Source organism: Thalassotalea fonticola, from assembly GCF_032911225.1.
Lineage (GTDB): Bacteria > Pseudomonadota > Gammaproteobacteria > Enterobacterales > Alteromonadaceae > Thalassotalea_A > Thalassotalea_A fonticola.
Genome location: NZ_CP136600.1, coordinates 1480886 through 1505261 on the forward strand (window position 1 = coordinate 1480886; position 24376 = coordinate 1505261).

23 protein-coding genes are annotated in these 24376 nt (G+C 38.0%); 7 read left to right on the forward strand and 16 right to left on the reverse strand.

The genetic code is table 11. From position 1 onward, the window contains the following. Positions 1 to 118 precede the first annotated feature (118 nt). The 5 genes from kdsB to RI844_RS06100 all read right to left on the reverse strand — a co-directional run bounded on the left by kdsB (position 119) and on the right by RI844_RS06100 (position 6264). Complete coding sequence (gene kdsB, locus RI844_RS06080) at positions 119 to 883, reverse strand: 3-deoxy-manno-octulosonate cytidylyltransferase (protein ID WP_348397552.1); 765 nt, start codon at positions 881 to 883, stop codon at positions 119 to 121. After that, on the reverse strand, positions 883 to 1068 hold the full coding sequence (locus RI844_RS06085) for a Trm112 family protein (RefSeq protein ID WP_348397553.1): 186 nt from the start codon (positions 1066 to 1068) through the stop codon (positions 883 to 885). The genes kdsB and RI844_RS06085 overlap by 1 nt, the downstream gene beginning before the upstream one ends. Then, positions 1058 to 2068, reverse strand: a complete 1011-nt coding sequence (lpxK, locus tag RI844_RS06090; protein WP_348397554.1) for a tetraacyldisaccharide 4'-kinase — start codon at positions 2066 to 2068, stop codon at positions 1058 to 1060. Before lpxK ends, RI844_RS06085 begins: the two co-directional genes overlap by 11 nt. Positions 2069 to 2079: 11 nt before the next feature. Beyond that, positions 2080 to 3825, reverse strand: coding sequence for a lipid A export permease/ATP-binding protein MsbA (gene msbA, locus RI844_RS06095; RefSeq protein ID WP_348397555.1), 1746 nt, complete (start codon positions 3823 to 3825; stop codon positions 2080 to 2082). Positions 3826 to 3948: 123 nt separating this feature from the next. Next, positions 3949 to 6264 (reverse strand): DNA internalization-related competence protein ComEC/Rec2, encoded by a 2316-nt coding sequence (locus RI844_RS06100; protein WP_348397556.1) that lies wholly within the window; start codon positions 6262 to 6264, stop codon positions 3949 to 3951. A gap of 145 nt (positions 6265 to 6409) precedes the next feature. Between RI844_RS06100 and RI844_RS06105 the strand changes: the two genes are divergently transcribed. Next, positions 6410 to 6919 carry a DUF2062 domain-containing protein gene (locus RI844_RS06105; RefSeq protein ID WP_348397557.1) on the forward strand — a complete coding sequence of 170 codons (510 nt, stop codon included), beginning with the start codon at positions 6410 to 6412 and terminating at the stop codon, positions 6917 to 6919. A gap of 101 nt (positions 6920 to 7020) precedes the next feature. On the opposite strand, the gene lolE is transcribed toward RI844_RS06105, so the two are convergent. The 3 genes from lolE to RI844_RS06120 are packed head-to-tail and all read right to left on the reverse strand — an operon-like array spanning position 7021 to position 10172. Further along, the gene (lolE, locus tag RI844_RS06110) at positions 7021 to 8271 is read right to left on the reverse strand and encodes a lipoprotein-releasing ABC transporter permease subunit LolE (protein ID WP_348397558.1); all 1251 of its coding nucleotides are present in this window, start codon (positions 8269 to 8271) and stop codon (positions 7021 to 7023) included. Further along, the gene (gene lolD, locus RI844_RS06115) at positions 8264 to 8941 is read right to left on the reverse strand and encodes a lipoprotein-releasing ABC transporter ATP-binding protein LolD (RefSeq protein ID WP_348397559.1); all 678 of its coding nucleotides are present in this window, start codon (positions 8939 to 8941) and stop codon (positions 8264 to 8266) included. The genes lolE and lolD overlap by 8 nt, the downstream gene beginning before the upstream one ends. Beyond that, positions 8934 to 10172, reverse strand: a complete 1239-nt coding sequence (locus tag RI844_RS06120) for a lipoprotein-releasing ABC transporter permease subunit (protein ID WP_348397560.1) — start codon at positions 10170 to 10172, stop codon at positions 8934 to 8936. The genes lolD and RI844_RS06120 overlap by 8 nt, the downstream gene beginning before the upstream one ends. A 174-nt stretch (positions 10173 to 10346) precedes the next feature. Here RI844_RS06120 and mfd point away from each other — a divergent pair, with 174 nt between their 5' ends. The 5 genes from mfd (at position 10347) to RI844_RS06145 (ending at position 17850) form a co-directional block, all read left to right on the forward strand. Continuing rightward, positions 10347 to 13874: a transcription-repair coupling factor gene (mfd, locus tag RI844_RS06125; protein ID WP_348397561.1), complete on the forward strand. Its 3528-nt coding sequence runs from the start codon at positions 10347 to 10349 to the stop codon at positions 13872 to 13874. 15 nt (positions 13875 to 13889) lie between these two features. Beyond that, complete coding sequence (locus RI844_RS06130; protein ID WP_348397562.1) at positions 13890 to 15140, forward strand: CsiV family protein; 1251 nt, start codon at positions 13890 to 13892, stop codon at positions 15138 to 15140. Positions 15141 to 15198: 58 nt separating this feature from the next. Further along, positions 15199 to 15492 (forward strand): DUF1244 domain-containing protein, encoded by a 294-nt coding sequence (locus RI844_RS06135; RefSeq protein ID WP_348397563.1) that lies wholly within the window; start codon positions 15199 to 15201, stop codon positions 15490 to 15492. A 42-nt stretch (positions 15493 to 15534) separates the two neighbouring features. Continuing rightward, on the forward strand, positions 15535 to 16074 hold the full coding sequence (locus tag RI844_RS06140) for an isochorismatase family protein (protein WP_348397564.1): 540 nt from the start codon (positions 15535 to 15537) through the stop codon (positions 16072 to 16074). A 942-nt stretch (positions 16075 to 17016) separates the two neighbouring features. After that, entirely contained in the window at positions 17017 to 17850 is an 834-nt protein-coding gene (locus RI844_RS06145) for a DUF2306 domain-containing protein (RefSeq protein WP_348397565.1), read from the forward strand. 137 nt (positions 17851 to 17987) lie between these two features. Here RI844_RS06145 and rsuA read toward each other — a convergent pair whose 3' ends face one another. The 4 genes from rsuA to RI844_RS06165 form a co-directional block, all read right to left on the reverse strand. Continuing rightward, positions 17988 to 18680 carry a 16S rRNA pseudouridine(516) synthase RsuA gene (gene rsuA, locus RI844_RS06150; protein WP_348397566.1) on the reverse strand — a complete coding sequence of 231 codons (693 nt, stop codon included), beginning with the start codon at positions 18678 to 18680 and terminating at the stop codon, positions 17988 to 17990. 129 nt (positions 18681 to 18809) lie between these two features. Beyond that, on the reverse strand, positions 18810 to 19175 hold the full coding sequence (locus RI844_RS06155) for a ribbon-helix-helix domain-containing protein (protein ID WP_348397567.1): 366 nt from the start codon (positions 19173 to 19175) through the stop codon (positions 18810 to 18812). Further along, complete coding sequence (locus RI844_RS06160) at positions 19162 to 19830, reverse strand: AAA family ATPase (RefSeq protein ID WP_348397568.1); 669 nt, start codon at positions 19828 to 19830, stop codon at positions 19162 to 19164. The genes RI844_RS06155 and RI844_RS06160 overlap by 14 nt, the downstream gene beginning before the upstream one ends. Positions 19831 to 19892: 62 nt before the next feature. Beyond that, entirely contained in the window at positions 19893 to 20204 is a 312-nt protein-coding gene (locus RI844_RS06165; RefSeq protein WP_348397569.1) for a PilZ domain-containing protein, read from the reverse strand. Between the two features lie 171 nt (positions 20205 to 20375). Between RI844_RS06165 and RI844_RS06170 the strand changes: the two genes are divergently transcribed. Then, entirely contained in the window at positions 20376 to 20900 is a 525-nt protein-coding gene (locus tag RI844_RS06170) for a gamma carbonic anhydrase family protein (RefSeq protein ID WP_348397570.1), read from the forward strand. 45 nt (positions 20901 to 20945) lie between these two features. Here RI844_RS06170 and RI844_RS06175 read toward each other — a convergent pair whose 3' ends face one another. The 4 genes from RI844_RS06175 to RI844_RS06190 are packed head-to-tail and all read right to left on the reverse strand — an operon-like array spanning position 20946 to position 24371. Continuing rightward, a complete protein-coding gene (locus RI844_RS06175; RefSeq protein ID WP_348397571.1) occupies positions 20946 to 21872 on the reverse strand; it encodes a TolB-like translocation protein in 927 nt (308 codons plus the stop codon). 55 nt (positions 21873 to 21927) lie between these two features. Beyond that, the gene (locus RI844_RS06180; RefSeq protein ID WP_348397572.1) at positions 21928 to 22713 is read right to left on the reverse strand and encodes a tRNA-uridine aminocarboxypropyltransferase; all 786 of its coding nucleotides are present in this window, start codon (positions 22711 to 22713) and stop codon (positions 21928 to 21930) included. A gap of 5 nt (positions 22714 to 22718) precedes the next feature. Further along, entirely contained in the window at positions 22719 to 23279 is a 561-nt protein-coding gene (locus RI844_RS06185) for a YcgN family cysteine cluster protein (RefSeq protein WP_348397573.1), read from the reverse strand. A gap of 45 nt (positions 23280 to 23324) precedes the next feature. After that, entirely contained in the window at positions 23325 to 24371 is a 1047-nt protein-coding gene (locus tag RI844_RS06190; protein WP_348397574.1) for a lytic murein transglycosylase, read from the reverse strand. Positions 24372 to 24376 lie beyond the last annotated feature (5 nt).

Below are 24376 nucleotides of genomic sequence, written 5' to 3' on the forward strand. Positions count from 1 at the left end.
GAAACGAACCGAAGTTTGCTTTTTCGACCTTGTATTATGTTTAAACTTGTTTAAACAAACCTACTCAATTTAGCTACATTAGATAAAAACTTAGCTTTTCGTTTCTCGTTTCTCGTTTCTAAAGACTAGCTGCGTAGCGACGAGCCTTGTCCAGATCTTCAGGCGTATCCACACCTTCTACAGGCAGCCTTGATTGTGCGACTTCTACGTGAATTTTTTCACCTTGCCAAAGTACGCGAAGTTGTTCAAGCGCTTCTATATTTTCTAAAGTACTCGTAGGCCATTTTACATAATCTTTAATGAATCCTGCACGGTAAGCATAAATACCGATGTGACGCAGGTAAAAGTCCCCCACGTCCTGTATATCATCATTATTTAAAAAGCGCGCTCGATCATAAGGAATGGTTGCCCGAGAGAAATACAGAGCATAACCATCCTTATCGCATAACACTTTAACCGCGTTTGGATTTAACGCTTCTGCAACTGAGTCGATATTAACGGCTAACGTCGACATGCGAGCTTTATCTTGACCTGCTAAATTGGCTGCAACTTGGGCAATATTAGCACTTGGAATAAATGGCTCATCGCCTTGTACATTAACAATAATTTCATCATCTGCAAATTGATAATGCTCGACAACTTCAGCTAAGCGCTCAGTACCTGATTGGTGGTCGCTTCTTGTTTTACATACTTCGCCAGAAAACGCTTTTACCGCGGTTTCAACTTCATCGTTGTCAGTAGCAATAATAACTCGATCAGCACCACTCGCTAATGCTTTTTCAGCAACCCATTGGATCATTGGTTTGCCATTGATATCAGCTAACACTTTCCCCGGTAATCTCGTAGATTGGAATCGGGCTGGTATTACCACGGTAAATTTCATTAGTTACGCTCTTCTTCAGACAGTTTTCGTGCTTCTGTTTCCAATAAAACAGGAATATCTTTTTCAATTGGATAGGCTAAATGGTCAAACTTACAAATTAATTCAGATTTGTCTTTATTAAGATCAAGTTTGCCTTTACAAACAGGACAGGCAAGAATGCCAATAAGGTTACTATCAAAAGCCATAGTTTTTACATCTCGTTATTATTAAATCAATTAATTGCTCACCTTGGTTTTCATCAAAGTAGGCCTCTACTGGTAAATACCAGCTATTTTGTGGCGCTATGCCTGCACACTTCACTGCATCTTTTTCTGTCATTAATAGCGCAGTATTGGCGCCAAATTGTTCAAAATCAGTTTCGCAAAAATGGTGATGATCAACAAATGCTATTTTTTGACCAAGACTGAACCCCAGCTCATGCAAGCTTATAAAAAAACGCTCCGGGTTACCAATTCCAGCCATAGCATTAACAACACTGTCTTTGCCATGTTGATCTTTAAAATCATCAACAGATACAATGCGACCATCATGCAGGTTAATCAGTTTATCGCCTTTTAAATACATGTGCTGTTCATTAACATCGGCAAGACCGCTGTTAATAATGACTTTATCAACAGTCTTCAGTCGCCATAAGCCTTCTCTTAATGGTCCCGCGGGTAATAACCAACCATTGCCAAAACGACGTTTGCCATCAACAATCACCAGCTCAACATCACGTTTTAAACGATAGTGCTGCAAGCCGTCATCACTGATTACAATGTTGCACCCCTGGTTTATTAAAAGATTTACAGACGCGACTCTGTCACCACTTACCACAACGGGCACCTGGCAACGCTTAAAAATAAGTACCGGTTCATCACCGGCTTCTTCAGCAGTCACTTCATCAGTTAATAACAGTGGTGATTTTCGTTTTACACCACCATAACCTCGGCTAATAACTCCAACCTTTAAGCCACGCTGTTTTAATTGTTCAACAAGGTAAACAACCACAGGCGTTTTTCCATTGCCGCCTACACCAATATTTCCGACGATTACAACAGGAATATCAAGATGTGGTTGCTTTAAAATACCTAAATTAAAAAGGATACGTCGCAAAGTTGAGAGCAAATAAAATAGAATATTAAATGGCAATAATAACCATTTGATTGGGTGATTTTGATACCAGCCTTGTTCAATTAAACGCACTAATTAGCCCCCTATTCACCAAACTGAAACGCATGCAGTTGAGCATAGGCACCGTTTTTATCTAACAGCTGCTGATGATTACCTTGCTCAAGTAGGCATCCTTGATCCATTACTATGATCGAATCAGCATTTTCAATGGTAGACAAACGATGTGCAATCACAACACAGGTACGGTTTTTCTGTAAAACATTTAATGCATCTTGAATATGACGTTCAGATTCAGTATCTAATGCACTGGTTGCTTCATCTAAAATTAAGAAAGGCGCATCACATAACAATGCTCGAGCAATTGCTAAACGTTGGCGTTGCCCGCCGCTTAGCATAGAGCCATTTTCACCAATATTTGTGTCTAACCCTTCAGGCAAATTCTCAACAAATTCCATTACGTGTGCGGCTTTTGCTGCAGCTATAATTTCATCGCGACTCGCTTTGGGGTTGCCATAAGCGATATTATTCGCAACAGTATCGTTAAACAGCACTACTTGTTGCGAAACAAACGCAAATTGACTTCTTAAGTCTTTAAGTTTGTAATCAGTAATGTTTTCACCATCGATTAACACTTTGCCATGATTACTATTATAAAAACGTAACAACAATGAACTAAGGGTAGATTTACCGCTGCCAGAGCGACCTACCAAAGCTAAAGTTTTACCAGGCTGCAATTTGAAACTTACATTTTTAAGTGCTGGTTTTTCGCTGCCTTGATAATTAAAGGTAACATCGTCAAACTCAATAATTCCATGTGCATGCTTAAGTTCAAGTGTGCCAGTGTCCTGCTCTACTTTTTGATCTAATACCTCAAAAATACTTTGCGCTGCTGCCATACCTCGTTGAAATTCGCTATTTACAGTTGTTAATAGCTTAAGCGGTCTTAGCATCATGATCATACTTGTGACTACGGTGGTAAATGCTCCAGGCGACAATTCACCGACCAAATCTTCTCTACTGGCAGCAAATAAAACAAAGGCAAGGGCAAATGAAGCAATTATTTGAATAACAGGAACACTGGTAGATTTGGCCGCAACCATTTTCATTCGTTGCTGACGGTTTTGGTTATTTATTTTAGCAAACCGTTCAAATTCGCGTTCTTGACCACCAAAAGACAAAACAACTTTATGAGCATTAAATGTTTGCTCAGTTGCACTGGTTACAATACCCATCATTTTTTGTATGCGCTTACTTACCGCTCTAAATCGCTTCGACACGACTACAACAATGCCAGCAACGATAGGAATTATCAGTAGAAAAATAGATGATAATTGCCAACTGTTATAAAACATTAAACCAATTAATCCAATGACAAAAGCGCCTTCACGAATTAACGTTAATAACGCTTTTGAGATAGCTTTTAACAGCTGTTCAGTATCGTAGGTAATTTTAGAAATTAAGGTACCTGTTGACTCTTTGTCATGAAATGGTACTGGCATAGCCACAATGTGTTCGAATAATTTTTGTCTTAAACGCATCACCACATGGTTGCCCATCCAGGCCAGGCAATAAGTCGCAACAAAATGAGACGTGCCACGAATTAAAAATGCAACAATAACAAAAATAGGCGCATATTTTAGAATGTTGGGATTCGCATTGGTTAAGCCATCATCAATTAATGGCTGCAACTGAGAAAAGACTAGAGTATCAATAGCAGCATAACCTAACATGCCTACAATAGCTGCAGCTAAACCAATACGTAAGCCTTTGGTGTAACTGAAAAGTCGTTTAAAATTCTGCCAAGTGCTGGCATCATTTTGCTGTTGCATATGAATCTCTTTATGAATGCAAAATCGTTGCATATTTGTTTGAGTTATTATCTTTCTATTCTAACTGATATATAAGGCTAATTCACTGATATACAACTATAATAGCTGAATATTTGGAAAAACTTATTGCCATGGCCAAAATGGTAACAAATTATCTCTATAGGTTTGGTACGTTATTCCCTGTTTAGTAAAGTTAAATTGTACCATTCCAGCTTTACTTGTATTGAGCTCAATAGCGCCCATTTGTTGGTAGCGCCCAACGACTTGAGGGACAGGCATATTCCAACGGTTTAAAAAACCACTGCTATAAACCACATATTTGGGCTGGACAAATTGCAAAAAACTGAAACTTGAAGAGCTTTTCGAGCCATGGTGCGGCGCGAGCAAAACATCTACTTTTGAAATTGATTTTGAATGTAATAATTGCAGCTCAACCTTGCTAGATATATCCCCAGGTAATAGCACTTTGTGCATGCCATCGCTTACTTCAATCACACAAGAGTCATCGTTGTGCGCCCCTACTCTATCTACCGGTGATAGCATTTTTAACGTTAAGCCTTGCCAGTGTATTAACTTACCAGCAATACAAGGGCTATTATTTTTTAAATCAGCAAAATTTACTGCAAAAGATTTTACTAAGTTATGTTTTAGTAAATAATCTAAACCGCCTGCATGGTCGTTATCACTGTGGCTTAAAATCGTTAGGTCAAATTGCTGCATTCGGTGAGTAAGCAAATACGGTTTGATCACAGCTTCAACAAAATTAAATCCGCTAGGATAAGCAGCTCCAGTATCATACAAAATGGCTTGGCCATTTTTTTCAATCAAAACGGCTAAACCATGGCCAACATCAAATATCGTCATCAGCCAAAATTTATTGCCTTTTTGCCAAGTTCGATACCCTAGTTCAACTAAAGTTAGGTTAACCAAAACAGGAAATAGTAAGATAAACAGCCATTTTGAGTTGATTAAATGCAAACTTTGCAGAAATATTGTTATTGGAATTAAGCAAATTATAATTAGTGCAACGATTGAAAATGCAACCGTAGAATACTCGAATCCAGCAAGCCAGTTAAGGTAATTCATACTAAGCTCAAGACAGTAATTGGCGATTTTAAACAACCATAACGCCAAAGAAGGCAAAAGAGGAAAAGTAAGCGTCGCAATTAAAATAATAGGAATTGCGGTGAATGACAACCAAGGCACAACGATAATATTGGCAAGCGGCGCGACAATAGAAGCAGTTTTGAACAACAGTAATGTCACAGGTAATAAAAATAAACTGATCGCAACTTGTATCAGCAATAAAGAAAATATAATTCGTTGCCACTTCGATCTATTTTTGAATAAATATCGCCAGCGCCAAAAGCTAAATAAAATAACCAATACAGCGCTAAAAGATAAGTACAGACTGGCATCAAAAATAGCAAACGGTTCAATTAAAATAATGCTGCATAAACTTAGTAACAACCATTTAGTAATCGTCACTTTCGTACAACAAATTCTTAGCCCATAAAACCATAGCAGCATAATTAAAGCTCGAATTGTTGGCATTGAAAACCCAGCCAAATAAGAATAAGTACAAGCGAAGATTAAACTCATAATCATCGGATATAGATATAAGGTACGCTGCGATAATAGTCGTTTCGGCAAAAGCCAAATTATCAATTTCATTAATGTGAAGCCAAATCCAGCGATGAGTCCCAAATGTAGGCCAGAAATGGCCATTAAGTGCTGTGTACCGGTAGTTTGTAACACTTGCCATATCGGCTTATCTATTTGAGATTTATCTCCTAATGACAAGGCTAAAATTAATGATTTTAATGAGGAGTCAATGTTTGAATTTAATTGATCGTACAATATTTGCCTAACGCTTGGGTCTTTAAATAACACCATATTCAGCGCTGATTTTTTCACATATCCTGATGCAACAAGATGATTTTTCAACAACCACTTTTGATACGAAAAACTGCCTTGGTTAGCAAAACCATGCGCTGGTTTTAATTTTACTAATAAACGTACAATATCTCCTTGCGAAAGATTGATATCAACTTTCCGATACGTAATTCGAGCTAAGAATGGCTGTTTTAATTGTTGCTCATTTATGGATAGTATTTCAATATTAAAACGAACTTCATCACTGCTACCTACGATTAAGGATTGCACTTTACCTTGAAGCAAAATATCGTTTAAATGTAAGCTACTAACATCTATATTGTTCTCATCAGCCCATGAATAATGAGTATTAGCAGCGAACAAAATATAGCCAACCCCACAAAACCAAGCGAGCAAGGGCAATAGGTTTTTATATAGACGAGAAAAAATACCGACACAAAAACAAGACAATGCCAGAAATAATAGATAATATAACGGCGGTACCTGCTCAAGCAGTAACGCGCAGCAAGCACCGATGAAAAATAACAGCAACCACCGTTCCATAGTGAATTGTCCATAATTAATGCTGTAAATTAAATTGTAATACCAAATTAATCAGTCAACTTGGTATAAATGAGTATAGTCGCTATTAACTTTCCTATACTGAAATATATAATGCTTAACAACACGCGAAAAATAAAGTTACTCTATGCCTAAGAAAATGATCAAACGATGGTTGCCTGATCATCACACCATAAAATCTAACAAGCACCTGCAAATATTTGGTGATGTGTTGCATGACGCAAATTTATGGCATCTTAATCGCCGCTCTGTGTCAAAAGCATTTGCTGTAGGGTTATTTTTTGCATTTGTACCTGTGCCTTTTCAAATGATATTAGCTGCAGGCATGGCAATATTGGTTCATTCAAACCTTCCCCTTTCAGTGGCTCTAGTGTGGTTAAGTAACCCGATAACTATTCCGCCAATTTTTTATGGCTGTTATAAATTGGGCACAGTGTTAATGGGTGTTCCGCCGCAAGACTTTGCTTTTGAATTAAGTGTAGAGTGGCTTACCACAAGCTTGTCAGCCGTTGCCGGGCCATTTTTACTTGGCTGTGCAGTTTGTGCTGTATTTTTCTCAATTGCGGGATATTTTACTATTAACAGTATTTGGCGTTTTTCAGTGGCAAGTAATTGGAGAAAGCGAAAACATAGATAAGAACTTAACCAAGACCCTGAAATAAATTCAGGGAGTGAGGTTTCTGGGACATGGGAGCTTATTGCTTTTCGTTTCTCGTTTCTAGCTCCTCCTTTATTCTTTTACCCACCTTGCCCTAACACTTGTGCTGGATCTATTTTTGTTGCTCGCCAAGCCGGATACAAGGTTGCAATTAAGCTTAAGATTAATGCTGCAACAACCGTAAAAATAACATCTCGCATATCAAGCTCAGTTGGCAAGAAATCGATAAAATAAACATCACCAGATAAAAACTTAGTACCTAACATTGATTCAATACTGCGAACAATCTCAGTCAAATTTAACGATAAATACACACCAAGCATTGTACCTATTACTGCGCCAAGTACGCCATTTACCAATCCTTGATATACAAAACTAAGCATAATGGTTTTAGGCTTAGCACCCATGGTTTTTAAAATAGCGATATCACCTTTTTTATCGTTTACCGCCATAAACAAGCTGGATACAATATTAAAGCTCGCAACGGCAATAACCATTAACATCACCACAAACATCACAGTGCGCAGTAATTGAATATCATTAAACACATGACCTTGAGTGCGTGTCCAATCATTCATATACACATAAATATCAAGTTGTTGGCCAATATCTCTGACAATCACCGGGGCTTGAAACACATCATCGACAGCAATTCTTAAACCATGAACATTTTCACCAAGACCAGCGATTTCACTACCAATATTTAACGGCATGTAGGCAAGAGTTTCATCAATAGCACCGCCAAAATCAAAAATGGCTGCTATGCTCATATTACGTTTTTTCGGCGCAGAAAATTGGTTACGGCTTTGCCCAGAATTAAGCCGAGGTAGTATCAGCTGTACCGTATCGCCTACCTGTACTTTTAGCTTTTTCGCAATACCTGCGCCAACCACTAACGACTGACCGGTTAAATTAGTCCACTCTCCGGAGCTGATGAAGTCGGTTATCTTTGATACATTAGTTTCAAGTTCAATATCTACGGCTCTAACTTCCAACGCTTTAAGCTGCTCTCCTTTTTGTAATAAGCCGCCCAGTTTAATTACCGGCGCAGCAGCAAGTACATGCTCAAAAGATTCTAAGTGAGTTACTTGCTGTTGCCAGTTTTCAATAGGTTTACCTGCCGTAATATATTCGCCATGAGGAACAACAGATAACAAACGTTTGGCTAATTCACGTTCAAAACCATTCATCGCTGACAAGACTAAAATAAGCACCATCACCCCCAAGCCAATACCTATGGTTGAAGATGCCGATATAAACGAGGCAAAACCTTTGGTTCGATTAGAACGAACGTAGCGTAAGCCGATGAAAATACTTAACGGTTTAAACATCAAGCAACTTTCCATGATCTAATTTTAATTGTCTGTCCATTCGTCCAGCCAAGGTCAAATCATGGGTAACAACAACAAAGCTGGTATTTTCAGAGCGGTTCAATTCTTGAATTAATTGAAATATTTGCTCTGCCGTATCAAAATCCAAATTACCTGTTGGCTCATCTGCTAATACGAGAGAAGGTTTGGTTACCAAAGCCCGAGCAATAGCCACACGTTGGCGTTCGCCACCAGATAATTCAGATGGGCGATGGTGAGTGCGATGACTAAGACCGACTTTAGCAAGCATGTTTTGTGCTTCTAACAATGCATCGACGGGCTTATCGCCGCGAATAAGAAGTGGCATAGCAACATTCTCTTCTGCGCTGAATTCCATCATTAAATGATGAAACTGATAAATAAAGCCTAAATGTTTATTACGAAATTCAGCTCTTTTAGCCGCCGACAAGCCATAAATATCAACATTATCAATTTCGACACTACCTGATGTGGGCGTGTCCAATGCCCCCGCTAAATGTAGGAAAGTACTTTTACCACAACCTGAACTACCAACTATTGCCAGTAGTTCACCTGATTTAACGGATAAATCTAACCCCGTTAGTACTGCTGTCGTTTGCGGCCCTTGCTGATATTCTTTTACCAGTTGCTGGCACACTAACACATTATTCATTTCGTAAAACCTCAGCGGGTTGTGTTTTAGATGCTCTATAGGCCGGATACAAGGTTGCTGTGAAGCTCATCACCAATGCCGATAGAATAATAATTACTACTTGTTGATATTGTAAGTCGATAGGTAATGTTTGCATAACAAAGCCAGACCCCATAATGTTAACGCCAAACAATGACAATACAGAATTAATATTTAGAGTAAATATTACGCCAATAATAGAGCCAAGCGTAACGCCCCATAAACCATTAACCATACCTTGAGTGATAAATATTTGCAGAACCTGTTTTGGCTGTAAGCCCAAGGTTTGCAATATACCTATTTCACCTTGCTTATCGATAACCACCATCACCAGTGCAGAAACAATATTGAATGCAGCAACGGCAACAATTAAGCTTAACATTAGCCACATCATATTTTTTTCTATACGCACTGCCGCGAATAAATTTCCCTGAGATTTATCCCAAGTAGTAAAGTTTAAGTGGCTAAACTCACTGTGTAACTTAAACTTTTCAGCCAAAGGTTGGGCATCAAAGGCGTCAGTTAGGTATAAACGAACGTTATCAACGCTGTCTTTATCTTTTCTCAATAGCCGCGCAGCATCTTGGCCGTGAATAATAACCATATGATCATCAACTTGTGAACCAATATGAAAGACGCCAATTAACGTAAATTTGCGCTGCACAGGTACTCTGCCCATAGGGGTGAAAATGGTTTTATTAGGTAATGCCAGACGAATTTTATCGCCAATACGAATACCCAATTTACGGGCTAATGAGACCCCCATGATCATTTGATATTTGCCCGCTTCTAAATCAGTTAGCTGACCAACTTGCATTTTTTCCGCTAATAAAGAGTATTTTTGTTCAAATTCGGGATAAATGCCCTGCATGAGCACACCTTGCAATTTACTCGGTGACTGAATAAATGATTCACTTTCTAAATAAGGAGTAGCCCCCTTTACTAATGGTTGAGCTTCAAGCTTGCTAATAAGCTCGCGCCAATCATTTATACTATGCTGTTTAGCCTGAACAACAACATGCGGCACTAACCCTAAAATTCGTTGTTTTAATTGCCCTTCAAAACCATTCATTACCGACGCAACAGAGATCAATGCAGCCACGCCCAATAAGATACCAGCGATTGAAAAAAAGGTAATAAAAGATACAAAACCAGAACGGCTTTGACTACGACTGTAGCGGTATCCGATAAAAAGACTAACCGGTTGAAACATTTATATTTATAATTTTTTTTGAAGATGTCTACAAATGATAAAAGCTTGCACTGTTTTGTACAAGCAGAACAGGATAATAATATGTAATTTAGTATGACAATGGCTGTATAAACGTCTAAAATCAATCGCTGAACAACATCAATCAACCAAGCCAACAACAACGATATCTAAACAATGAGCCAAACCAGTAGTATTTTTTCGCCTTTATTAGCTGTAAGTAAAGCTAATAGCAATTCAAAAGACAAAAAACAGTGGGCCAATTTGCACGGCTCTAGTGCCAGTGTTGCCATTTATTTTGCTGCCGCAAACACTGAAAGTCTGACTTTATTAATTACTGAAGATACCGCAACGGCACTTAAGCTTGAACACGAATTGCTCAGCATTAATGATCAAGATTTAGATATCTGCTTGTTCCCAGACTGGGAAACTCTGCCATACGACAGCTTTTCTCCGCATCAAGACATTATCTCGCAGAGACTGCAAACCCTATATCGCTTATCACGTATGAGTAAAGGTATTGTCATTGTTCCAGCCCATACACTAGTGCACCGCATTGCGCCTAAGCAGTATATCGAGGCAAATAGTTTACTGATTAAAACCGGTGACAAAAAAGATTTACACCAAATGCGAGCCGAGCTTGAAGCAAGTGGTTATAGGGCTGTGGAGCAAGTTCTTGAGCATGGCGAGTTTAGTGCTCGTGGTGCTATTTTAGATATTTATCCTATGGGTAATAATACGCCGTATCGGTTAGACTTTTTTGATGATGAAATAGACAGTATTCGTACCTTTGATGTTGAAGATCAACGCTCGAAAGACACCATTGCCAGTATAGAATTATTGCCTGCTCACGAATTTCCAACAGATAAAGCGGCAATAGAATTATTTAGAAGCCAATACCGTGAACTGTTAAAGGCGAACAACGATAAAGACTCTGTCTATCATCAGGTTAGTAAAAACATTTTACCAGCAGGTATCGAATACTACCTGCCGTTGTTTTTTGAGCAAACAGAGACCCTGTTCGACTATTTACCGGTTAATACGCAAGTATTAATTCATGGTGACATTGATAAAAACCTAGAGCAATTCAACCTAGATGCCCAGTACCGTTATGAAGACAGGCGATACGATCCATTAAGGCCATTACTACCACCTGATAAGTTATTCTTAACTCGAGAGCAATTGTTTGCAACGTTAAAGCTACACGATAGAGTTAATATAAAAACAGCAAGTAAAGACAGTAAAACCATTAGCCTAAGCGATAAAGCGGGTAATATTAATTTCGCCACCACAGCTTTACCTTCAGTTGCGGTTAATCATCAACTTAAACAGCCCTTACAAGCCGTTTGCCAGTTTTTACAAAGCGCAAAACAAAACCAGCAACAAGTATTGTTTATCGCCGAGAGCCAAGGCCGCAGAGAAACACTGTTAGAGTTACTTTCTCGTGAAAAAATTGCGCCGCAAAGTGTCGATGACCTGAGCACTTTTATTTCATCTGAGCACCCAATAGCGATCACCGTTAATGCGCTAAACCATGGCTTTATCATTGATCAGGCCGACAGTAAGGCTAAGTTTAACTTTGCAATTATCACTGAAGATGACTTATTTACCGATAGAGTAAAACAAGCAAGGCGCAGAACTAAACAACAGGAAACCAACAGCGAAGCGATATTTAAGAATTTAACGGAGCTGTCAATTAATCAACCTGTTGTCCATATAGAGCACGGAATTGGTCGCTATCAAGGCTTACAAACATTTGAAAACCAAGGCATTAGCACAGAGTTTTTAATGTTAAGTTATGCCAATGATGCCAAGCTTTATGTGCCTGTTGCATCTTTGCATTTAATTTCTCGCTATTCCGGCTCCAACAGCGACACGACGCCTATTCATAGGTTGGGCACTGACTCTTGGTCAAAAGCAAAGAAAAAAGCCGCAGAAAAAATTAAAGATGTAGCAGCTGATTTACTCGATATTTATGCCAAGCGTGCGCAAAGCCACGGTTATGCATTCAAACGAAATAAAGAAGATTATCTCAGTTTTTCTGAAAGTTTTGGCTTTGAAGAGACACTAGATCAACAAAATGCTATTACCAATGTTGTTGCCGACATGCTTGACCATAAAACCATGGACAGATTGGTCTGTGGTGATGTTGGTTTTGGGAAAACAGAAGTCGCCATGCGAGCAGCATTTATTGCTGCCAATGACTCTAAACAAGTGGTTGTATTAGTACCTACCACATTACTTGCCCAGCAGCATTATGAAAACTTTCGCGACCGCTTTGCTAACTGGGCAGTAAATATTGAAGTACTGTCGCGCTTTAAAACCGCAAAACAACAAAAAGAAGTTATCGCTGAAATAGCGACCGGTAAAATTGATATTTTGATCGGCACCCATAAGTTATTGTCTGATAATATTAAATTTAAAGACTTAGGCTTACTTATTGTTGATGAAGAACACCGCTTTGGCGTTAAACAAAAAGAAAAAATTAAAAAACTACGTGCCAATGTAGATATTTTAACCCTCACTGCTACCCCAATTCCAAGAACATTAAATATGGCGATGGGTGGGATGCGCGATTTATCTATAATTGCGACTCCGCCAGCAAAACGACTCGCGGTTAAAACATTTGTGCGTGAACGTGAAACGGCATTGATCAGAGAGTCAGTATTGCGTGAAGTATTACGTGGTGGTCAAGTTTACTTCTTACATAACAATGTACAAACCATTGAGAAAACGGCACAAGAAATTCAAGAGTTACTGCCGGAAGCGAAAATTACCGTTGCTCATGGTCAAATGCGCGAACGTGAACTAGAACGCATTATGAGCGACTTTTATCACCAACGTTATAATGTATTAGTGTGTACCACTATTATCGAAACAGGTATCGATATTCCAACCGCAAACACCATAATCATGGATAGGGCCGATCATTTAGGTTTAGCGCAATTACATCAATTACGAGGCCGTGTGGGTCGCTCACATCATCAGGCTTATGCTTATTTACTGACACCACATCCTAAACGTATGACTAAGGATGCGATTAAGCGTCTAGACGCCATTGCACAATTAGAAGATTTAGGTGCAGGATTTGCCTTGGCAACGCATGATCTGGAAATACGGGGTGCTGGAGAGCTTTTAGGAGAAGATCAATCAGGGCAAATGGCCAGTATTGGTTTTAGCTTATACATGGAAATGCTTGATCAAGCGGTTGCAGCATTAAAAGAAGGTAAACAACCGTCATTAGAAGATTTAACGGCGAAGCAAACTGAAATTGAATTACGCGTACCGGCATTAATCCCTGATGATTACATTTATGATGTTAGTATGCGCTTATCTTTTTATAAACGTATTGCCAGCTGTAAAGACAACCATGAGCTTGATGAAATTCAAATTGAACTTATCGACCGTTTTGGTCTACTGCCACAAGCAACCAAGCATATATTTTTCATTGCAAAATTGCGTTTAAATGCAGAAGACATAGGTATTTCTCGCATTGATGCCGGCATTAATGGTGGCTCTATAGAATTTAATAGCAGCACAAAAATTGATCCTATGCTTATAATAGGTTTGATCCAACAACAGCCTTCAATATATAAAATGGAAGGCGCTAATAAACTTAAATTTGCAATTAAAACAGAAGATAACCAAGCGCGCTTTACGTTAATCAGCAAGATGCTCGATAGTTTAAATAAAAGCGTAGCCTAAGGAATAATAACCAAAATGCAAATAAACAATGCAATAACAACAATAAAGCCAGTTAGCATTAAACAGACAAAATCTAAAATTACCAAATTAACATTTTTAGGTGCAATGTTATTTAGCTTACTTGGTGTAAACGCTATGGCACAGACAGCAATTGACATCAGCGCTGAAAAACCGGTTGAACGTTGGTTTGAAATAGAAGTAATTTTAATAGAACAATTGATCGATAAATCACCTTATAACGAAGACTTTAATCAACAAGTTGCCATGGGCAATAGTAAAAGTAGTAACAATATCCCCCTACTTAACAGTTATCTACAAAACATAATAAATTTTGAGCAACAATTAGATGACTGTAATATAGCAACTGCAGTGAGTAACAGTAGTGATGATACCACGGTAAAAAACTCGCAACCTATAGAACAAACAGACAATAAGACAACCTTAGCTGAGGTTGAGCAAGATTTGATAAACCTTTCATTAGCGTGTAAACACAATAACGTTAATATTTTTGAAAATGCAATCGAGCAGGAGTTTTATCAAATTCCAAAAATAATTTCGGCTAACGAAGATTTGTATGCCAAAGTGCCTTATTTGCTCAACAAAAAAAGTTTACAGCTCGCTCATATTAGAAAATCACTCGCTCGGTCAAAACATTTTCGCCCATTATTACACATGGGGTGGCGCCAAGCAGTATTGGATAGGCGCTCAGCTAAACCGGTTCGACTTATGGCAGGTGAAAATCAATCCTTAACTAAAGTTACAAGCGAAAAAATGATTACACTCACTGAAGACTTGCAATTAAGTGAAGAAGAAAAACAGCAGATCATTAGCAACCATTTACACCAAATAATCACAGATGTTGAGCAAAACAATACTGAACTTGCAACTTTAACTAAACAGATTAACGGTCAAAAAATTCAACCATTATTTGACAATCAAAACCTAGCGACAACAGCAGATAAAACCGAGCAACGCCAACAGAGTTGGCATATTGATGGGTTATTTAATGTACATTTAGACCACTACTTATACATTAATAGTCAATTTAATGTCATTACAGCAACAAAAAGCAATGACGATAGCGGCGAAGTAATAGTGCCTTTTAAACAAAACCGTAGAGTGATCAGCGGTGAAATTCATTACTTTGATCATCCTTATATGGGCATGATCGTGCAAATTCGTCGTCATGAAAAGCCAGAAGTGATTGATGAAGATAGTCAAGACACTGAAGAACCAGACGTTACTAGCGATAGAAGCCGACTATAGTCGTCCCCTACTCGATATGGGACCTAAGTAAACAGAACTTAATAGAAGAATTAAAATTATGTCAGTAGATAAACAAACACAAATTGAAGCCGCGGTATTTCGCCGTTTATTAGCCCATTTAGATTCACGCAAAGACGTACAAAACATTGAACTGATGAACCTTGCCGGTTTTTGCCGCAATTGTTTTTCAAAATGGACCGTCGCCGAAGCAGAAAAACTGGGTGAAACCATCGATATAGAAACTGCCAGAGAGCAGGTATATGGCATGCCTTATAGCGAATGGAAAGCAAAACATCAACTGCCAGCAACGCCAGAGCAACTTGCAAAGTTTGAACAATCATCTAAAAAGTAATAGATTAACTAACTCAATAAATAATAATAAAAAGATGTTTGTATGCTAAATAAAGAAGAAACCGTATTTGTACTCGTTGATGTACAAGGCAACCTTGCCGGTTTAGTTCATGATAAACAAACGTTATTTAGCAACATCCAAAAGCTTATTAAAAGCGTTCAGGTGCTTAATATACCAATTATTTGGGTGGAGCAAACACCAGGAGCTATTGGCGAAACTATTGTGCAGATAGCTAGTTTACTTACTGAGTTAAAACCTATAAGTAAATCTACGTTCAGTGCGGTTAAAAACGATGAGTTTTTGGCTGCACTTAAAAAGACTGATCGTAAACAAGTATTAGTAGCAGGGATAGAATCACATGTTTGTGTGTACCAAACGGCTATGGATTTGCACCAGCAAAACTATGATGTTGAGATCGTTGCTGATGCGGTTTCATCAAGAACACAGTCAAACAAACAAATAGCACTTTTAAAAATGCAGAATAAAGGCCTTACTCTCACCAGTACAGAAATGGCTTTATTTGAACTTATTGGTGATGCTCAAAGTAAAGAATTTAAACAAATAATTAAAATAATTAAATAGAGTTGAATTTGTACTACGACCGTCGCTAAAATGCCTATTATAGGCGGTTAACACCGGTAAAAAGCAGAAACAATTAACCACGTCATTGCAGGCAACCTCCCTTCGGATATAAATAGGCTTAAACAAAGGCTTATTAATTTTTTAAAGCCACTGTGCATTCAATGTGGTCCATGATATCGCTAGTGCTCTTCAGGGATGACGATGTTTTTTTCGAAGAGTGTGTCGCAGTAAAGAGCGATCCCCCCTTCTCGTACCCAATAAATCAAGTACTCGAGATAAGTAAAGTGAATTGTAATAAATAGTTATTCATATCTTTTTGAAATTTCAGGACGTTATCAAGCTTTATATACATTCCCGAAGGGTAACTCATATGTTGTATTTATGAGTCACTCAATGAACAGATCATTATGCGAACTGATATAAAAGTAAGCTTCATGGTTTTCTTTAATGAAGTAATTCGGGTTTAATACCAAACGGATTAAATATCTGACCATTTAGCGAAAATTAAAAGGTTTAAATACAAGGCATTGATTGAAGAGAATGGTTATTCCCTTGTCAAAATCAATAACGCAGTAGTTAAGCCTTTTAAATTCGCCCTTCGGGAGCCTGAAATAGACGAGATAACTGCCCTAAATTCATATAAATGTAGAATAACTATATCAATATAAATTTTGATTGTTCTCCCATCCATTTCAATGCTCTAAATGACCATATATTTAATCCGATTGGTATAATTGATATTATCCTAGCTGAATAATTTATTTGGCAAACAACCAATCCATTAGCATAAATGACCAAATATCAATTATTTATACCTTTTCCACATTAGCCTTGTATATATCCAATTGTTTTTAAAGACTTTTATTTTTGGCGCGTTACTTGCAAGCTCCACTTAAAATAATAGCAGTAATTTAAGTTAGATGACTTTATCAAGGATATAAAATGAACCAAACAACAATAACAACAACCGGCAACAATTCATTTGCCCACTCATCAAATAATAATTGGCTAAGTCACAGTGCTAAAATGTGGTTTTTAGTGACGGTATTCGGTCAATGGGTATTTGCATTCTACGTTGCCATGTTTTACGGCGGAGCTTCGTTAGAAGGTGACTTTGCCAAGTGGAACAAAGTAATGCCTCATGGCTATATAGCTGGAGACACCATAGGTAATATTGCCGTAGGTATGCATTTACTTCTTGCTCTCGTAGTATTAATTGGAGGACCATTACAGCTTATCCCTCAAATTAGAAAATTAGCGCCAAGATTCCATCGAATAAATGGTCGAATTTATATATTAACAGCGCTAGTTTTAAGTGTTGGTGGCCTATTTATGGTGTGGACCCGCGGGGTGGCAGGGGGTGATATTGGGAAATATAGCATTAGCTTAAACGCGATTTTAATCATTGTATTTGCAAGTCTAGCTGTATATTTCGCAATAAAGAGGGATATAAAAACACACCGTCGTTGGGCAATTAGACTTTTCATTGTTATGGGTGGCGTGTGGTTTTTTCGTATTGGTTTAATGCTCTGGCTAATGATTCATCAAGCACCTGTAGGATTTGACCCAAAAACATTTGAAGGCCCATTTTTAACATTCTTAGGCTTTGCCCAATACCTTATCCCATTAGCAGTTGCGCAATTATACTTTAAAGCTTCTGATAGCAATAATAACCAAAATAAGATAATCATGTCTGTTGCTCTTACCTTATTAACTTTAGCAATGGCTGGTGGTATTTTTTCTGCGTCAATGGGAATGTGGTTACCACGAATTTAGTTTATTAGAAAATACTAAGAATGTAGGCGAAATGGTTTAGATATTTCGCCTACATATAAAATATGATTCAAAATATAGTTTCTGATACGGTGTAAACCAATAACCCTGCTTCCTATAGTTGACGCAAACATTCATTCTTAACTTATTGTATTAACCTCTTCTTCCGTTAAATAGCGCCATTGCCCTAAAGAAAGCTCTTGATCGAGTTCGATATCACCTATTTGCTCTCGGTGTAAACCAATAACTCGGTTGCCAATAGCAGCGAACATTCTTTTAACTTGATGATACTTTCCTTCAGAAATGGTTAATAACGCTTCCTTTTCACCTAATACCTCAAGCAAAGCTGGTCTTGTTAGCTTAGGTTCATTTTGCAGTTGTACACCTTCTTTAAAGCGCTGTGTGGCGTTTTCTGGAATAGGTTTTGAAAGTTGTACACGATAACGTTTTTGGCATTCTTTTTTAGGTGAGGTAATTTTGTGTGACCATTGTCCATCGTCAGTGATTAAAACCAACCCCGTGGTATCGGCATCTAAACGCCCGGCAATGTGTAAATCGAAGGCTCGGTCAACTTCAACTAAATGCAATACTGAAGGATAAAGCTCATCAACGTTCGAGCAAATGCAATCAGTAGGTTTGTGCAGCATAATATAACGAGCAGCAGAAAAGCTAAGTAGGTTACCGTTAAAGGTAACAACAGACTCTGGGTAAACTTGAAAGCCAGGATCTTTGATAACTTCATCAGCTACCTTAATTGCGCCGCGTTTCAAATATTTTTTAGCGTCACTGCGAGATAACTCAGTACAACGACAAATAAATTTATCTAATCTCATGCTTACTTTTTTATTAATTATTTAGGATTGAGGAAATGAAAAAGGCAATTTTATCACATACATTATAATGTATGGATAAACTTGCCATTTATTTAGAAAAAATATTGTAATAAATCTAATATTTTAGAATTATTTTACTTTCGACAACAGTAATTTGTCAGGATTATCCTGAAAGTAAAAGTTATTAACTAAAATTCGCAATAATCGTGACTTTGGGATACTTGTTTTCATCGCTAATTCATTTAACTGATCAATTATATCTTCGCTTAAAGTAAATGTTGCATGCTTAAATGGTTTATCTGAATCAGGCCCTTTAGCTGGTCCAATTGAATCAGCGATTTTTTTGCGAAGTAATTCGGTTTGCGCTTGAATATCTGCACTAACAATTTGCGGATCGCCAATTGAATAGTTAGTCGAATCATCAATAAATTCATCCACAGTAAAACTGCGTTTAATTTTAGTTGAGGATTGCTTTTTCAGATCAGCTAAACTCATAGCTCATCTCCTGCTTAATCGACATCATTTCAGTAGCAATATTCCTGATCTCATCAGCAGCTTTACCGTTGGGTTCGGTTTCAAATACTGATGTGCCTTTTTCTTCACTATCATCGTAAATATTTCGAGCATAAGTAATTGCATCAAGCACATTAATACCAAAGGATGCACAAACTTCTTTTGCTTCCATAATGCGTGGGGCTTGGTTTGGTAATGATGGGCATTGGGTGATAACGAACGACGCTATCATTTTAGGGTTAACCATTTTACAAGTGCTTAGCATGTCTTCCATATGCGGAGCCGTTTTAATATCGCGGCGTTTTGGTCGCATTGGGATAAGTACATGATCGGCAACCGACATTGACGCTCTTAGCGCTAAATTATCTTGGCCACCACAGTCGACAATAACATAGTCGTAATGCTCATTTAAACTGAGTAAATCATTTCGAATTTTTCCGTATAATTGAATACAGTTAATTGTTACTAATTTAGGATCATTATTTCGAGCTTGGATCCAATCAGAGGTTGTCCGCTGGGGATCACAATCGGCAATTAATACACTGGCATTTTTTTCTTTGGCAAAATACACACCTATATTTTGGGCTAAACAGCTTTTACCACTACCGCCCTTTTCTCCACCTACCAATAATATCATTATATCTTTCCTTGCTTATTTTTCTTATTCAAACGTAACAGTATTTCATCACACGTTACACTTCATGCCAGTTGAAAACCTAAACTAAACTTGCCGTTTTCTAATTCAAGGCAACGGATAACTTTAGCCGGGATAAATCGGCTTTCAGGGTGATCAGCTTGAAATTTAAATTCAACAATTGTATCAATTGCGATGGCAAAATCATGCTCTATACGTAAACCACCTTTAGAAAAGTCTTCACAAGAACATTGTAATTTGTGAGCTTGACCGTCACTATCGTGCCAAGAGATATTTACCAACTCTCGCTCCATATCTATACGAAAATTCTGACGACGATCTATGTTAGCTAATTCATCTAAGTTTGTTTCATTCATTATTATTTTATTCCCTTGAAATAAGGCATGCCCCTCTATGCCAAAGACAAAATTTAGCGGGCTTACTATCAACTTGATATATTCAATATAACAACAAATATCAAAAAAATACAAATTTACAGCAAATAAAATGTTAGATTAAGCATAGTAATATAGTGATTAGGACTTTATATGCTTTACCAAATTTCAGATAAAAAACCAGTAATTAAAGGGGAACACTTCATTGCTCCAAATGCTGTTTTAATAGGCGATGTTGTAGTCGAAAACAATGCTAGCATCTGGTTTAATGTAGTGATCAGAGCTGATAATGACACCATAACTATTGGTGAAAATTCTAATATACAAGATGGCAGTATTTTGCATGTTGATAACGATGTTCCCCTTACCATTGGCCAAGGTGTTACTGTAGGGCATAAGGTTATGTTGCATGGCTGCACAATTGGCGACGGCAGTTTAATCGGTATGAATGCAGTAGTGTTGAATGGTGCTAACATTGGTAAAGAATGCCTAATTGGCGCTAACACTTTAGTGCCAGAAAATATGAAAATACCAGATGGCTCTATGGTACTCGGCAGCCCAGGAAAAATAGTAAAACAACTATCTGATGATCATAGAAAAATGATCGCCAATGGCGCTGAGCATTATGTTGAAAACGGCAAACGATACAACGAAACAGGGAAAGTTATCACACCATAAAAATTAAATACGAATTGCCATTATCAATTAGCTACCTAATCGTAACTAGGTAGCACAAACAAAGGCTAAATAGTTGCCATTATTCGCCATTACCATACGAGTGATCTCCCCTTTACAATAGCTGGAAAAATCAATAAACAATTGCCACTTCGATTCAGCGTTTAAATCATGCTGTAAAACTACTGCTTTGTCGGCAGATAATAATTGTCCATTTTGATGCCAGGCATAATACATATTCTTGGCAGGCAACACGACTGATGAATTTACAGTTTTATTTTCTGGATTATAAAGCTTTAATTGCCATTCATCACCAACAGCTTTTGTATAACTAAATAGATTATCATTCGGTAATTTACGTAGCGTTCGGCCAATATTAGTATCAACCTGCTGACTCTTTGCCGTGCTTATTTGCACTCGTTGTAATGTCATTGGCTCACCTAATACAAACAATAAAAGCTCATCGTAATTTAACCAAACATGGTAGCCAACATCAAAAATCGTTGGTATTAATGATTCACCGACCAGTTCGTTCGTTGTTCCTAAAATTTTATAAGGGTATTGCCACAATAGTTGACGGCCATCATCCCCTACTCTAATTACCGAAAAATGCTTACCGTCAGGCATTATTGTTGGAGAATATTCACTGGCAGTCGTTGAAGTTAAATTAGAGAGCTTTTCAGTCGCCAAATCATAATGAAAACTATCAGTTTGTTGGCCAACTTTACCGTCATCAGTGGTTAATTCATACATGGCAGTGAAAAGTAAGGAGCTACTGTCTGCGCTAAAATGTGGTTGATTATCATAGCCTTGGCGTTGGCTAATATTACTAACTGAAATAACTTTATTAGCTTTAATTTCAGCTAAAAACACTTCATCTTCAGCAAGTGAAACGCTACTAACAGCGCTTAACGTTAATATGGCTAAAAGGCTGTTGAGTAAATTAGGTGTGCTGGAAAAATTGTTTACTTGCATCGCTGCTCCTGAAGAAATTGTGGTTAATTTACTTTCAGTGCAAAACAAGTTTTAGTCAAGATATTTTGTTAGCGCTGACAAATTCATGATAACGAGTAAGTGATTCAGGATCGGCTAAATTACGCTGCTTTACAGAACGTCGATATTGATAAGTAAACACATCAAACCATAAATCTAGGTGCAAAGCATTATTATCATCGCCCATCAAAGTTAATACCTTAGCTGCAACTTCAGCGGTGGCTAATTCGCCTGCCTTAGCAGCTTTTCTTACTTGATAGCGTGAATTAAAATTGCCCTCAATGTTAACATTCCCTTCTTGTGCTGTTGAGGTTTGTTGAGGAATAGAGATTATTGGAAGCAGGCTTAAATATGGGCTTTTTCTAAATATTTTTTTTGCTTGGCGCCAAGTCGCATCGATTAAGATAAATAACGGTTTCTTTTTATTTTTTAAATCAATATCAACTTGCTCAGGTTTATATTCATACACAACCTGCCCCTCATTTGCATAGTCTTTTGGAAAAACTAAATAAGGTTGGTATTTATTACTACTCAGTAGAGCTAATAATTCATCATTAGGCTCAGTTCTTTGCCACAGAAAAGCGTAGGTATCTTTAACAACATCGGCAATTAACCGGCCAGTGTTACTTGGCTTAAGAACCTCATTGTCATACATCAATAATAAAAAAGCATATTGACTGTCGCCCTGTTTAACCATATTACAAATGCAATAGTTTTGGTCTAATCGGCAAACTTCACAACGTTTAACTTTCCAGCCTCGCGCCTTGAACTCAGTAGTGCTTAGGCTTTTTCGATATAAATATAATTTTTGAACGGCGTGCATTTATACTAATCTATATCCGCTAAAGGCCAAGTTACGATATGTTCTTCGTAATCTTGTAAATCTACTTCATTATCTTTAATTACTTTACCACGCACTGACATTCCAGCTTTGTGCATTGCCGACTTTTTACCTTTATGCAGAAGCGGATGCCACGCTGGCAAACCACGACCTTCTTGTAAACGGCGATAAGCACAGCTATCAGGCATGAAGAATATATCTTCAAGATTATCTTGGGTAAGTTTTACACAATCAGGTACAAGTTTGGTACGCTCAGAGTACTTGCTGCACTGACAGGTTTTATCGTTCAACAGATAACACACCACATTGGTGTATAGCATTTCTTCACCTTCACGAATAAAGTCCGTCGGTTGTTGCAGACCTTCATCAGCAAGCTCAATATCATCGTCATGCTCTTCTTCGATTATTTTATGCAAGCAGCACTTACCACAACCATCGCATAGTGACTCCCACTCACCTTCGGTCATTTCACTCAGACTTTTAGTTTGCCAAAAGGGAGTGATAACCGTCTCTGGTGACCGTTTAGCTTTACTCGTTTTTTTACTCACAAAAACCTCAAAGAAATAATACGCCAATACTAACTATTTGCTTCATTATTGATCAAACTTTATGCGGTCAGCCAAGTGGCCAACACTGGTAACAAAGTAATAAGACAAATTCCAATGCATTAGTGATTTATAGTTATCGTAAGCTAAATAGGCTCGGCCTTCTTCGCCATCTGGGAAAACGAGTGCCGCGGTGATGTCTACTTGCGGTAAGTCATTGCCATTAAATTTACGAACACCAGCTGCCTGCCAACCACTCAACTTCATTTCAGTTAAGCCCCATTGCTTCAACCATGGTTTACGGCCACCAGTATTTTGTGGGATAGCCAATTTATAATCAAAATCTTCAGGTAACTTTACTTGTCTTGCCCAAGTAATTTCACTATTCCAGCCAACTTTATTTAAGTAGTTTGCAATCGATGCAAATACATCAGAGGTGTTGTTCCAAATGTCTTTTTTGCCATCGCCATCGCCATCTGCGGCATAGGCTAGAAATGAACTTGGCATGAATTGATTATGTCCCATGGCACCGGCCCAAGAACCTTTCATATCAGCAAGGGCGATATGGCCTTGCTCGAGTATAGTTAAGGCATCAAACAATTGGCTCTTAAAGAAGCTCTCTCTACGGCCATCATAAGCCATGGTAGCTAAGGCAGAAACGACACTAAAATTACCGGTGATCTTGCCAAAATTTGACTCTAATGCCCATAAAGACACGATAAACCTTGGTTGTACGCCAAATTGCTTGCCAATTTTTGTAAGCTCGGTTTTATGCTTTTTCAGCATGTCACGGGCTTTATTAACTTTCCAGTCAGATACCCGTTTAGGTAAATATGTTTCCAGGGTTTCAACATTTTCAGGCTGATTGTTATCCGCTTTAACTGCACGTTTATGATAAACAACATTGGCAAAGCTCTGCTCTACTAGCTCCGCTGAAAAGCCTTTTGTCAGTGCTTGTTGCTTTAGTTGTTCAACATAGCTTTCGAAGCTAGTAGACTCGGGGTGTGGCTCTGCAGCTACTGGTGCTGAAGAGGATATAGAGAGAAACGTTGAACTGGCAAAAATGAAGGCGGCCAGACTGTGTTTAATTTTCATGTACT

Excerpts from the sequence above, each read along its gene's own strand:
- kdsB (WP_348397552.1), bottom strand. The coding sequence starts at position 883 with ATGAAATTTACCGTGGTAATACCAGCCCGATTCCAATCTACGAGATTA.
- RI844_RS06085 (WP_348397553.1), bottom strand. The coding sequence starts at position 1,068 with ATGGCTTTTGATAGTAACCTTATTGGCATTCTTGCCTGTCCTGTTTGT.
- msbA (WP_348397555.1), bottom strand. The coding sequence starts at position 3,825 with ATGCAACAGCAAAATGATGCCAGCACTTGGCAGAATTTTAAACGACTT.
- RI844_RS06100 (WP_348397556.1), bottom strand. The coding sequence starts at position 6,264 with ATGGAACGGTGGTTGCTGTTATTTTTCATCGGTGCTTGCTGCGCGTTA.
- RI844_RS06105 (WP_348397557.1), top strand. The coding sequence starts at position 6,410 with ATGCCTAAGAAAATGATCAAACGATGGTTGCCTGATCATCACACCATA.
- lolE (WP_348397558.1), bottom strand. The coding sequence starts at position 8,271 with ATGTTTAAACCGTTAAGTATTTTCATCGGCTTACGCTACGTTCGTTCT.
- lolD (WP_348397559.1), bottom strand. The coding sequence starts at position 8,941 with ATGAATAATGTGTTAGTGTGCCAGCAACTGGTAAAAGAATATCAGCAA.
- RI844_RS06120 (WP_348397560.1), bottom strand. The coding sequence starts at position 10,172 with ATGTTTCAACCGGTTAGTCTTTTTATCGGATACCGCTACAGTCGTAGT.
- mfd (WP_348397561.1), top strand. The coding sequence starts at position 10,347 with ATGAGCCAAACCAGTAGTATTTTTTCGCCTTTATTAGCTGTAAGTAAA.
- RI844_RS06130 (WP_348397562.1), top strand. The coding sequence starts at position 13,890 with ATGCAAATAAACAATGCAATAACAACAATAAAGCCAGTTAGCATTAAA.
- RI844_RS06135 (WP_348397563.1), top strand. The coding sequence starts at position 15,199 with ATGTCAGTAGATAAACAAACACAAATTGAAGCCGCGGTATTTCGCCGT.
- RI844_RS06140 (WP_348397564.1), top strand. The coding sequence starts at position 15,535 with ATGCTAAATAAAGAAGAAACCGTATTTGTACTCGTTGATGTACAAGGC.
- RI844_RS06145 (WP_348397565.1), top strand. The coding sequence starts at position 17,017 with ATGAACCAAACAACAATAACAACAACCGGCAACAATTCATTTGCCCAC.
- rsuA (WP_348397566.1), bottom strand. The coding sequence starts at position 18,680 with ATGAGATTAGATAAATTTATTTGTCGTTGTACTGAGTTATCTCGCAGT.
- RI844_RS06155 (WP_348397567.1), bottom strand. The coding sequence starts at position 19,175 with ATGAGTTTAGCTGATCTGAAAAAGCAATCCTCAACTAAAATTAAACGC.
- RI844_RS06160 (WP_348397568.1), bottom strand. The coding sequence starts at position 19,830 with ATGATATTATTGGTAGGTGGAGAAAAGGGCGGTAGTGGTAAAAGCTGT.
- RI844_RS06165 (WP_348397569.1), bottom strand. The coding sequence starts at position 20,204 with ATGAATGAAACAAACTTAGATGAATTAGCTAACATAGATCGTCGTCAG.
- RI844_RS06170 (WP_348397570.1), top strand. The coding sequence starts at position 20,376 with ATGCTTTACCAAATTTCAGATAAAAAACCAGTAATTAAAGGGGAACAC.
- RI844_RS06175 (WP_348397571.1), bottom strand. The coding sequence starts at position 21,872 with ATGCAAGTAAACAATTTTTCCAGCACACCTAATTTACTCAACAGCCTT.
- RI844_RS06180 (WP_348397572.1), bottom strand. The coding sequence starts at position 22,713 with ATGCACGCCGTTCAAAAATTATATTTATATCGAAAAAGCCTAAGCACT.
- RI844_RS06190 (WP_348397574.1), bottom strand. The coding sequence starts at position 24,371 with ATGAAAATTAAACACAGTCTGGCCGCCTTCATTTTTGCCAGTTCAACG.